At 71.0% G+C, this 12683-nt stretch carries 3 protein-coding genes and 1 pseudogene; 3 read left to right on the top strand and 1 reads right to left on the bottom strand.

The features are described from left to right. On the top strand, positions 1-1064 hold a 1064-nt coding region (locus tag E1258_RS09965), incomplete at its 5' end, for an alkaline phosphatase PhoX (RefSeq protein ID WP_132398950.1). Positions 1065-1124: 60 nt separating this feature from the next. Continuing rightward, positions 1125-1200 (top strand): annotated as a pseudogene (locus E1258_RS09960) (prevent-host-death family protein); the annotation flags it as partial. 37 nt (positions 1201-1237) lie between these two features. Here the strand turns inward: E1258_RS09960 and E1258_RS09955 are convergent. Beyond that, on the bottom strand, positions 1238-4441 hold the full coding sequence (locus E1258_RS09955) for a DNRLRE domain-containing protein (protein WP_132398948.1): 3204 nt from the start codon (positions 4439-4441) through the stop codon (positions 1238-1240). Between the two features lie 448 nt (positions 4442-4889). Between E1258_RS09955 and E1258_RS09950 the strand changes: the two genes are divergently transcribed. Beyond that, positions 4890-12656: a ricin-type beta-trefoil lectin domain protein gene (locus E1258_RS09950; protein ID WP_132398946.1), complete on the top strand. Its 7767-nt coding sequence runs from the start codon at positions 4890-4892 to the stop codon at positions 12654-12656. The last annotated feature ends 27 nt before the right edge of the window (positions 12657-12683 follow it).

Genomic DNA, 12683 nt, shown 5'->3' with positions numbered 1-12683 from the left:
GCCCCAGCCCGTACGGGGACCTGCTCGCCGCCGACGCCAACGGCGTCCAGTTGCCCGCCGGCTTCACCAGCCGGGTCATCGCCCGGTCCGGGCAGCGGGTCGCCGGCACCTCCTACCTGTGGCACTGGGCCCCCGACGGCGGCGCGTGCTTCCCCACCCCCGACGGCTGGATCTACGTGTCCAACTCCGAGATCCCCCTGGTCGGCGGCGCGTCGGCCGTGCGGTTCCGCGCCGACGGCACCATCGCCTCGGCGTACCGGATCCTCGGCGGGACCAGCCTCAACTGCGCCGGCGGGGCAACCCCGTGGGGCACCTGGCTGTCCTGCGAGGAAGCGCCGCTCGGCCGGGTCATGGAAACCTGGCCGGACGGCAGCCGCGCCGCCGAGGAACGGACCCGGATGGGCCGGTTCACCCACGAGGCCGCCGCCTGCGACCCCGACCGGCGGGTCGTCTACCTGACCGAGGACGAGGACGACGGCTGCTTCTACCGGTACGTCCCCGACACCTGGGGCGACCTGCGCACCGGCCGGCTCCAGGTGCTCTGCGCGCCCGCCGGCCAGGTGACCGGCCCGGTGACCTGGAGCGACGTGCCCGACCGGGACGGCTTCCCGGTCCCCACCCGCCATCAGGTCGGCGCGGCGCAGCACTTCGACGGCGGCGAGGGCTGCTGGTACGACCGGGGCACCTGCTGGTTCACCACCAAGGGCGACAACCGGGTCTGGGCGTACGACGCCGTCAACCAGCGCCTCGACCTGGCGTACGACGATTCGCTGGTGCCCGCCGGGACGGCCCCGCTCACCGGTGTCGACAACATCACCGGCACCCGCTCCGGCGACCTGTACGTGGCCGAGGACGGCGGCAACATGGAGATCAACGTGATCACCCCGGCCGGCGTGGTCACCCCGTTCCTGCGCCTGCTCGGGCAGTCCGGCTCGGAGTTGACCGGGCCGGCGTTCTCCCCGGACGGCAGCCGCCTCTATTTCTCGTCCCAGCGCGGCACCAGCGGGTCGGTCACCGGGGCCGACGGCATCACGTACGAGGTCACCGGCCCCTTCCGCCGCTGACCCAGACGGCAACGGCACGGGTACCCGAGCACAGCGGTCGGCGGTGCGGAACGGTACCGCGAGTGGGAGGAGATCGAGGCGTTCCGAAACCACCGGGACTCGGCAGTGATCGCCCGTTCCCGTGCCGAGGGCCGTGCCCCGGGCTCAACCGGGGCACGGCACCGTGAACACGGTCAGCCGAAGGACTTCATCGCGCTCCAGTCCGCGCCCAGCACGACCTTCACCGGTGCACCGGCGCTCGTCGTGGATGGGTGGTAGACCCGGATCTGGCCGTCGGAGCCGTGCCGGACCCAGAGGTCGGGCACCTGGTTGCCACTGACGTCCGGGACGGCGATCACCGCGCTCATCGCCGCCTCCGTCCAGCCGGCGCCGTAGAGGACATCTCCGTCACGTGAGTTGGCGGCCTGCTTGAGCGAGTGCAGGTCGACGCTGCCGGCGGCCGGGCCGGGCAGGCCGTGGCGGACGTACATGTTGCCGTTGTCCAGGTTGCGCCAGAGCAGGTCGGGAGTGCCGTCGACGTCGATGTCCGCCACGTTGACCACCTCCCGGCGGGCCCAGGCGGACCCCTCCATCAGGGTCGCCTCCTGGAAGCTCGCCCCGGTGTAGCCGCTGAGCATCCAGAACGCGGTGCCGGCCCGCACCACCAGGTCCGGCCGTTCGTCGCCGGTCACGTTGCCGACGGCCTTGAGCTGGGTCCAGGTGCTCGGGTCCGGCACGCCGGACGGCAGCAGCACCCGCAGCCGACGGTTGACGTCGAAGCTGCCGTACCCGTCGCCGGGGTAGAGCCAGAACCGGCCGTCGGGAGTGCGGGCGAACAGGTCGGTGATGCCGTCGCCGGGGTAGCTGTCGTCGTACTTGCTGATCAGGGCCGCCTTGGCGGCGTCCGCGTCCCACCAGTGGCCCGGCGGGTTCAGCTCGTTGCCCGTCGTGTACGAGGCGGCGAGCCAGGAGTACAGCTCGCCGCCCTCGTCGCCCGCGTAGGTGCGCAGGTTACCGGTGGCGTCGACGAGCAGCAGGTCGGGAAGGTCGTCGCCGGTGACGTCGCCGGGCTTGTCGGCCGCCTCACTCGGCGGCACGTAGAAGGTGTAGTCGGTGCGGACGCTGCGGTTGCCGACCGCGTCGAGGGCGTACACGTGCAGGGTGTTCGGGCCGGCGTGCCGGGGTGCCAGCGCGGTCACGGTGGCCTTGCCCCCGACGGCCGGCACCGTGACCGGGTTGATGCTCTCGAACGAGTAGGTGAACTGGGCGGCGCCCGCCGCGCTGAACTCGACCGGACCGGTCTGCCCGAACGTCACCGTGGACCAGGTGGCGCCGTCCGGGGTCGCCTCCAGCCACACGTTGCTGGCGACGTCGGGTGCCGGGGGCGCGGAGGCGTCGATGGTGAAGCGGCACGGTTCGGTGCCGGGCGGATAGTACGAGGAGAAGGCGTTCGAGTGGTCCTCGGCGCGGACGTCCCAGGAGTAGGTGGCCCCGTCCTCCAGGCTGCTGACCGGGATCGTCAGGCTGGCCTTGCCGTCACTGGAGTTGGTGACGAGGGTGCCCGCGGGCACCGTCGTGCCGGTTCGCCAGAAGCGGAAGCGCAGCCCCTTGAGGTTGCCATCCGGGTCGATGGCCTTCGCCGAGAGGGCGATGGTGGTCCGGGCGATCGTGGCACCGCCGCCGGGGCCGGGCACGCAGCTGCCGCCGGGCGAGGTCCGCCCGTCCGTCGGCTCGCCCGGCGGGCGGTTGTGGACGACCTCCAACTCCGCCGTGTTGGCCTTGAACTTGCGCCAGGTCAGCGTGTCGGACTCGCTGGTGGCGCGCATGCCGAGGGTGATGCTTCCCCAGCCCTTGGTGGCCGCCTCCTGGGCCGCGCCCAGCACGTCGAACCGCACGTACTCGTCGTCGCAGTTGCTGCCGTAGCCGTGGGCGAAGGACCGCTTCTGTTGCAGGGACTCCCACGCGGGCTGCTTCTGCCAGGTGCTGCTGGAGGAGATGGCGCCGGTGAGCCAGAGCTGCATCTCCCGAGCCGTGCAGGACCAGGAGTGGTTGTTCAGCACCCGGAAACTGGCCTCGCTGACCGCCGTACCCTTGATCTTGCTGTCGAAGCCCATCCGCCAGAAGGAACGCGTGGTCAGCGGGGTGTCCTCGTCGTAGCCGACCCGGGCGTCGGAGGTGCCGCTGTTGAAGTTGGTGCTGTGGTAGGTGTTGGTGTTCGGGCTCTGCTTGTAGACGGTGGCCCAGGACTGCAGGCCGGTGGTGAGGGTCGGGTCCAGGAAGAGGGGGAAAAGCGCGTCGGGGTCGGTGAGCAGGCCGGTGGCGGCGGCGTCCAGGTGCAGCCGGGCCTCGCCGGTGTCCCCACCGTCGAGCCGGGTGGGCATCGGGGCCCGACGGGCACCCGGCTCGGCACCGATCAGGCCGGAGAGTTGCAGCACGTCGGCGCTGGTGGCCACCGCCGTGCGCAGCGGCGTCTCGGGGGAGGTGGGTTCCCGGCCGGCGGAGTCCCAGGCGAACGGGCCGGGGATGGAGCCGATCTCCACACCGCTGACCGGGTCGAGGATCTGCACCCCGTTGGTCGGCTGCTGGTGGCGGAAGACCGCCGTCGCGGACCGCAGCCCGTAGGTCAGGGTGTCGAGGGCATCGAGGGTGGCGGCGTCCCGGTTCTTGACGATCAGCAGTTGTCCGAACCCGCCCTCTTCGCGGGCGACGACGAGCAGGTCGACGCCGGGCCGCACCTCGGGGTAGAGCGCGCGTGGCCCGTCCAGCACCGGCTCCGGAAGAGGTTCGGGCCACAGGTACGTGATGGTGTGGCCGTCGATCTGCACCTCGGCGAGGGCCGAATCGGTGGGGCTCTCGATCGCGGTGTGCGCCGTGGCTGCCGGGGCGAGCCGAAGGGACTGGGTGGTGGTGCCGCGCCTGCTCGGGTCCGCGCCGCGCTTCGACGCCGGGGGGCTGCCGGCGGAGAAGCGAACCGGCACCGGCACGTTGACCGGCCTGACGTCGAGGCCGGCGGTCCCGTTGCCGGTCCGGGTCAGGGTGGTGTCGATCGGCGCCCACTGCCCGGTGGCGGTTCTCGCGCGCTGGGGCACGGCGTGGAAGGTGGTGCGTAGTTTGCTGTCCGGGCGTGCCCAGGTGAGCGAGGTGGCGGTGGTGGCGGTGTCGACCGGCACCTCCTGGCCGGTGCGCCGGGCCTCGGCCATGGCAGCCGCGTAGTCCCGGCCGGCGGTGGCCGCCGGCCCGGCCTCGGTGGCCCTGTCCGGTCCGGATGATCGGCCGTGGTCGGCGCGCAGCCAGTACGGCAGCCCGGCCGCGACAAGGGCGGCCAGCAGGAGAGCCAGGGTGCAGAGCCGCCGGGTGCGCGTACGCAGGAAGGGGCTGAGCAGGCGAGGCACGGTCACGGCGGTCTACTCCCGTGGGGGCCGGGCGGACAGGGCGGCGGCAACGACGAGCGATCCCGTCCGGCGGAGGGCCACGGGCAGAAGCGCGGGCACACGATCGCACAGCGAGTGGGCACTCCGTCACACTTTTATCGTTACGAATCCGTGACCTGAGTCCTCTCGTTGTCGAGAGTTACGACCGAGACCTGACCTATGCGGCTTTCGTCGGCTGAACGTATCGGTTATGTACTGATCAGTCGATCAAAGCGGACTCGGGACTTTCGGGGGATTGGTGGGTAAAAGCCCGGTGATGAAGCTCACCTTCATGCCGCTCTGATCGCGATCAGTCACCTTGAGTGATGGTGAAAGGTGATCGACAGTGCTCAGGCGTGCCACGCCCGGCGCGTGCTGTGCCGTCGCGGTCGTACCGCGATCTCTTCCGTCTTCGCGCCTGGGTGGGAGCCGACGTATGCCTGGTACCGGATTGCTGTCCCGACGGCGTCCCGGCCGACCCGCCCGCCCGGTCGTGGGCCGCCGGTGGTCGCCCACCCGCCGGGCCCTGGCGCTGGCGCTCTCGGTGACCCTGCTGGTGGCGCTCGCGCCCGCGCAGGCGTGGGCGGTGCCCGGCGCCGGGATGAGCCGCACCGGGATGCCGGTCGAGCTGCCCGACATCCCCACGATCAAGCACGTCGACCGCGACGCGGACGCCGAGACGGAGCTGACCACCGCCGACGAGGTGCCGGTGGTCCCGTACGAGCCGCAGGCGGTCACGCCGTGGCAGCAGGACAGCGGTGAGGTGGACCTGACCTCGGCCACCCCCGGCACCGCGTTGCCGGTCGAGGACCTGCCGGTCGCTCTCGGCGTACCCGAGGGTGGCGACCCGGCCGACCTGGCAGGCACCTGGAAGGTCGACCTCTCCGGCCCGGAGGCGTCCCAGGCCGTCGGGGCCCCCGGCCTGATCATGAAGATCACCCCGCCGGTGACCGCCGACCCGGCTGCGGAGGTCGCGCTCAGCGTCGACTACACGCCCTTCGCCGACCTCTACGGCCCGCAGGCCGCCGACCGGTTCGGCCTGGTGCTCCTGCCGAGCTGTGTCTACGACGACCCGGACGGCGGGGACTGCGCCCCCGACACGGGTGCCGCGCCGCCCCCGTCGTTCACCCCCTACCAGGCACCCGGCCAGGAGGCCGGGGCGACCGTCTCCAGCGAGGCGGTGCTGGTGCCGGCCGACGAGGCGCCGATCGCCACCGACGACGGCACCCGCCGGATCGTCAACGGCAGCGTGCCGATCGGCTCGCTGCTCGCGGGCCCCACCGGGGCGGGCGCGCGCGCCACGGCCAGCCCCGCCGCTGCCGGCGTCGTCGGTGTGCTCGACACCGGGGCCTCGGCCGGCGGTGACTTCACCGCCACCCCGCTGCTCTCCTCCGGGTCCTGGGCGGCCGGCGCCTCGTCCGGCGCGTTCACCTACGGCTACCAGGTGCAGGTGCCGGAGACTCCCGGCGGCCTGATGCCCCGGGTGAACCTGGGCTACTCGTCGCAGTCGGCCGACGGCCGGACCTCGGCCACCAACAACCAGGCCTCCTGGATCGGCGACGGCTGGGACTACAGCGCCGGCTCCATCACCCGCAGCTACGCCAACTGCACCCAGGACTCGAAGAAGCCCGGCGCCAACAACGCCACCCACCGCACCGGCGACCTCTGCTGGGGCTCCGACAACGCCACCCTCTCCCTCGGCGGCACGACCACCGAGCTGGTCTGGGACGCGGGCAAGAACACCTGGTTCACCGCCAACGGCGACGGCTCCCGGGTGGAGCTGGTCAAGGACACCGGCAAGGCGAACGGTGACGCCGACGGCGAATACTGGATCGTCACCACCCGCGACGGCACCCGCCACCACTTCGGGCTGCACCGGCTGCCGGGCTGGTCCGCAGGGGACCCGGTCACCAACTCGGTCCTGACCGTCCCGGTGTACGGCAACCACGCGGGCGAGGACTGCTACCAGGCGGGCAACTGGGCCGGCTCGGTCTGCACCCAGGCCTGGCGCTGGTCGTTGGACTACGTCGAGGACGTCCACGGCAACGCGATGAGCCTGTGGTGGGCCAAGGAGACCAACCACTACGCCCGCAACTTCAACTTCAAGGCCCCCGTCCCGTACGACCGGGGCGGCTACCTCACCCGGATCGACTACGGGCAGCGCGCCAACAGCGTCTTCTCCGCCGCACCGGCCGCACAGATCGCCTTCACGGTGGCGGAACGGTGCTTCGCCGAGGGCACCGTCACCTGCACCGAGGCCAACTTCACCAGCAGCGACCCGGCCAAGTACCGGATCTGGTACGACACCCCGGCCGACCTGCGCTGCGGCGACGACAAGAAGTGCTGGAACGCCTCCCCGTCCTTCTTCACCCGCAAGCGGCTTGACAAGATCACCACCTGGGCGCAGCGGCAGCCCGGCAACACCGGCCGCCAGGTGGTCGACGAGTACCACCTCGCGCAGGCATTCCCCACCACCCGGACCGGCCCGAACACCGCGCTGTGGCTGGAGTCGATCACCCGCACCGGGTACGGGCCCAGCGGCGGCACCGACAAGATCACGCTGAACCCGGTGCGCTTCGAGGCCAACCCCGAGGACATGCCGAACCGGGTGCGCAACGACGACCGCCCCGGGTTCTCCCGGCTGCGCATCGCCCGCATCATCAACGAGTACGGCGGCGAGACCGTCGTCAGCTACAAGCAGCCGGTGGGCGACTGCGCGACCGGCACCGGCCTGCCCGGCAAGACGGACACCACCGCGCTGAAGAACAACAGCCGGCTCTGCTACCCGTCGTTCTGGCACCCCGATCCCAGCGCCGAGGAGATCGACTGGTTCCACAAGTACGTGGTGGACAGCGTCGAGGAACTTCCCGCCATCGACGGCCCGGCGGTCAGCACGCTCACCCGCTACACCTACGCCGACCCGGGGTGGAAGCTCGCCGAGCAGGAGTTCACCAAGAAGTCGACCCGGACGTACTCGCAGTTCGCCGGCTTCGCGCAGGTCACCGTGCGCACCGGGGAGACCGACGCGGATCACGGCGACGGCAGCGTGGCGACCAAGTCCGTCACCCGCTACTTCCGGGGCATGGGCGACGACGTGTCCGTCGAGGACACCGCCGGGCAGGAGATCGCCAAGGACCGGGAACCGTTCGCCGGCCGCATCGCCGAGGAACTCACGTACCCCACCGCCGGCGCCGCGACCGGCGACTGGCTCACCCGCAGCGTCACCTACCCGGAGGCCGAGGAACTCGGCCGGCGCAACCGGGACGACGGGCTCAGCCCGTTGCGCGCCTGGCGGGTCACCGAATCCCGGGTGGTCGCGCACAGCCGCTCCTCCGGCACGGGCGACGACACGCGTACCACGCGGAAGGTCGAGACGAAGACCAGCTACGACGCCACGCACGGCCTGCCGACGCAGATCGAGTCGCTGGGCGACACCGGCAAGACCGGCGACGAGACGTGCACCCAGCTCACCTACCTGCACCGGCTCGACCGGAACCTGGTCGGCCTGACCCAGCAGATGCTGACCAGCCCCACCACCTGCGCCGCCGCCACCTGGACGAACATGGCGTCGCTGAGTTCCGCCAGCCGGATCGCCTACGACGGCGCGGCCTACGGCACGGCCCTGGCGGCGAACACCCGCGCCCTGGTCACCCAGACCTGGTCGCTGAAGGGCGACGGCTCCGGCTTCCAGTCCGACGGCACCGTCGGCTTCGACGCCCTCGGCCGGGTCGTCTCACGCACCGACCCCGACCAGAAGACCTCCACGACCACCTACACCCCGGCCGCCGGCCAGCCCTTCCAGGTCGAGGAGAAGAACTCACTGGGCCACCGGCAGATCCAGGAGTTCGATCCCGGTCGCGGGGTCGTGGTGCGCAGCACCGACCCCAACGACCGGGTCAGCGAGTCGAAGTTCGACGCCCTGGGCCGCCTCGTCGAGGCCTGGGCTGCGGGCCGCACCCCGTCGGCCGGGGCGATCCCCGACTTCCGGGCCGAGTACACCATCCAGGCCGGCAAGCCCCCGTACATCACCACGAAGGCCCGCAGTCACGAGAACCGGGTGGAAACCGCGGTCACCATCTACGACGGCCTGGGCCGGGAACGGCAGAGCCAGCAGGAGGCCGTCGGCGGCGGGCGGCTGATCACCGACACCCTGTACAACCGGGCCGGCGAGGTGGGGCAGACCCGCAACGCCTACTACGCCGACGGCAATCCGAGCGGCACCCTGTTCACCCCGGCCGCCGACACCGCCGTGCCCAACGCCACCCGCTACACCTACGACGGGCTCGGGCGGGTCGTCGAGGAGATGCCCGTCCACAACGGCGTCGAAGTGCCGCTGCGGTCCACCCGCTACGAGTACGGCGCCGACCACTCCACCGTCCTCAACCCGGCGGGCGCGGCCTCGTACCGGCTGTTCACCGACGCCCTGGGCAGGACCGCCCGGGTCGACACCTACACCAAGGGCGACCGCAGCGCCTTCGTCTCCATGCGCTACCAGTACGACCCGCAGGGCCAACTGACGCGGGCCACCCACTCCGAGAACCCGAAGGAGTGGAGCTGGAGCTACGACCACCGGGGCCGGCCGGTCAGCGCCACCGACCCGGACACCGGCGTGACCACCCTCACCTACGACCACCGGGACCGGCAGGTCACCAGCACCAACGCCCGGGGCGTGACGGTGTGGAACGGCTACGACGAGCTGTCCCGCCCCGTCCAGCAGCGGCTCGGCGGCAGCAGCGGCACCCTGCTCGGCGAGTACACCTACGACACGGTGGCCGGCGGGAAGGGCCTGCCGGCGACCGCCACCCGCTACACCGACGGGCTGCCGTACACCCAGAGCACCGGCGGCTACACCGACGACTACCAGCCGACGTCGACCACGCTGACGCTGCCGGCGGCCATCGCCAGCACCTGGGGGCTGCAAACCTCCTACACGTACGGCTACACCTACACCGACACCGGAATGCCCGAGTCGACCGTGCTGCCCGCCGTCGGGGCGCTGCCCAGCGAGAAGGTGCTGGTCCGCTACACCAAGGACGGCCTGCCCCTGTCGGTCTCCGGCAAGGACTGGTACGGCGCGGAGACGGTCTACTCGCCGTACGGTCAGGTGTTGCGCTCGACGCTCGGCGCGCAACCGCACCGGGTCTGGGCCATGGCCTCGTACGACGACGCCAGCGGCGCCCTGACCAGCCAGCAGGTCTACCGCGAGAAGGCCGGCGACACGGGCGTCGTCGGTGGCAACCTGGTGTCGAACCGCTCCTACTGGTACGACAACGCCGGCAACGTCCTGGCCATCCGGGAGCAGGCCGGCGGCATCCAGGAACGGCAGTGCTTCCAGTACGACGCGCTCGGCCAGCTGAAGCGGGCGTGGACGGCCGCCGACCAGGCGTCCTGCGCGCCGGGACCGGCGGGCACGGGCGGCGTGCTCAACGTGGCGGCCGGCGCGGACGGCTCCGGCTACTGGCAGGAGTACGAGTACGACCTGCTCGGCAACCGCACGAAGCTGGTGGAGAAGGACCTCACCGGCGACACCGCCAAGGACGCCACCACCACCTACGCCTACGGCAAGGCCGACGGCAGCCAGCCGCGCACCCTCACCACGGTCACGAAGAACTACGTCACCCCGGCCGGCGCCGCGATCACCGCCGCCGCCCAGCGGCTGTACGAGCTGACCGGCGAGACGAAGTCGGTCGCGTCGGTGCAGAACGGCGACGAGCAGACCCTGACCTGGACGTACGACGGTCAGGTCGAGCGGATCACCGGGCAGGGCAGCAAGGGCCGGACCGCGTACGTCGGGCTTGGCGGCAAGTGCCTGGACCTGAACGCCGGTCGCGCGGCGGCCGGTCAGCCGGTGCAGCTGTTCGCCTGCAACGACACCGTGGCGCAGAAGTGGTCGTTCAACCCGGCCGGCGGGCAGCCCGACCCGAACCTGGGCACCCTGTCCATCTACGACACCTGGTGCGTGCAGCCGGCCGGCACGACGGCCGGGTCGGCGGCGCAGATCCGCGCGTGTGACGGTGGTGCCGCCCAGCGGGTGGAGCGCCTGTCCACCGGGCAGCTCCGGCACACCTCGTCGGGGCTGTGCCTGGCGGTGCGCGACGCGGCCACGGCCGACGGCACCCCGATCGTCCTGGCCACCTGCGCGGGCGGGGTGGCGGCGCAGCAGTGGCAGGCGCAGAACGAGACCCGGCACGTCTACGGGCCGGGCGGGTCCCGGCTGCTGACCGTGCAGGGCCGGCAGGCCACCCTGCACCTGGGCGAGTCGCAGGTGACCACGCAGCAGGGCGGCGCGCTGGTGAGCAGTCAGCGCTCGTACGCCGCCCCGGGCGGGTCGGTGCTGCGCTACGCCCACGGCACCAACCCGTCCGCCCTCGCGGCCGTGGTCGGCGACCACCAGGGCACCCCGTACGCCGAGGTCGCCCTCGACGGCAGCATGACCACCCGGATCCGCAAGCAGGACCCGTTCGGCAACCAGCGCGGCACCGCCGCCCTGGCCGCCAACATGCAGACCCCGGCCGGGTTCCTCGGCGCCAGGCGCGACGACCCCTCCGGCTACGTCCCCCTCGGTGCCCGCCTCTACGACCCGAGCGTGGGCCGGTTCCTCTCCGCCGACCCCGTCCTGGACACCGCCGACCCGTTGCAGTCCAACGGCTACACCTACGCCCACAACAACCCGGCCACCCACACCGACCCCTCGGGCCTGTCCATCTCCCTGACCCCGTCGGAAACCGCCGCCGCCCTCGCCGGTGCCGGTTTCTCCGCCGCCCAGGTCGCCGACGCACAGGCCATCATGGGCAAGTCCATCACCTCGATCATCCTGTCCGTCGCCTGGGACGTCCTGAAGGACTTCCTCGGCATCAACGCCGCCCTCGGCTGCTTCGGCGGCAGCGTCTGGTCGTGCATCGACCTCATCAGCAACGGAATCCCCGCCTGGAAGGCGATTAAGAGCGCGGCGAGGATCGCCAACGCCGTACGACGCACCTTCAACGCCATCCAAGCTCTCCAAAACGCCAAACGCACCGCCGAGAACGTTCTGCGCGCCGCCAGGGCCGCCGAAACCGCCGCCCTCAATGCCAAGAAGCTCGCCCTCGAACGCGCCAAGAAGGCAGCCCAGGCGGCCAAGAAGAAGGCCCAGGACAAGGTCAACACCACCAGCAACCGCGCCGCCGAACAGGTCAAGAAGACCGGCAACCCCGTCCAAAAGCAGGCCCAGGCCCGCGCCAACCCCAAGGGCTCCACTGCGGCAACCACCAGAAGCGGCGGCGGAAAGTCAGCGGGCTCCAAACCCGGCGGCAGCTCCGGTGGCTCCAACCGCTCCAACGGTGGCAGCAGCGGAGGCGGCGGCACAGGGAAAGCCGACGGCGGTGGCTGCAACACCGACAACAGCTTCACCCCCGGCACCAAGGTCCTGATGGCCGACGGCACCACCAAACCCATCGAGGACATCGCACCGGGTGACAAGGTCCTCGCCACCAACCCCGCCACCGGCCAGACCGAGGTCGAGACGGTTACCGCCACGATCACCGGCACCGGCACCAAACACCTCGTCACCATCACCACCAGCGACGCCCCGAGCAACGGCGACGAGGACGGTGACAACGGCACCACCAAGATCACCGCCACCGACGGACACCCCTTCTGGGTGCCCGAACTCCACCAGTGGATCGACGCCACCGACCTTCAGGTCGGCCAGTGGCTCCAGACCAGCGCCGGCACCCGCGTCCAGATCACCGCGATCCAGCGAGACGTCACCACCTGGGCCACCGTCCACAACCTCACCATCGCCAACACCCACACGTACTATGTGATCGCCGGCAACACACCGGTGCTCGTCCACAACTGCACGCCCAAGCAGGTGGCGGCTGACTATCGCGCCAACCCCGCTAATGGCGTCGGTGGCCGGAGGAACGTCGCTGTCGCCCAGCATGATATTGATGGTGTGACCGGACAGTTCATCGGTGTTAGCGGCCAGCACGCCAACCCAGGCTCCGTGGCGGCACCTACAAACCGGGTGTTCGATCCAGGTGATAGGCCGTTCGACTCGGAGAATAAGATCTTTGAACACTATGCAGCCAACCTTAGTCCAAGCGCGAGAGGAACCATCAATCTGTACTCTGAGAGGGTGCCATGTCCAAGTTGCTCGACGGTAATCGATCAATTTCGGGAGATGTTCCCGGACATTAGAGTGAACGTGGATTGGGGTTAGCGGTGGGATCGCTCATAGAGGATCTCG

The sequence above is a fragment of the Micromonospora sp. KC207 genome, from assembly GCF_004348615.1.
Taxonomy (GTDB): domain Bacteria; phylum Actinomycetota; class Actinomycetes; order Mycobacteriales; family Micromonosporaceae; genus Micromonospora.
This window is presented reverse-complemented; position numbering and strand designations above follow the sequence as displayed.

What these genes read in the sequence shown, in the direction of transcription:
- E1258_RS09950 (WP_132398946.1), top strand. Translation starts at nt 4,890, where the DNA reads ATGCCTGGTACCGGATTGCTGTCCCGACGGCGTCCCGGCCGACCCGCC.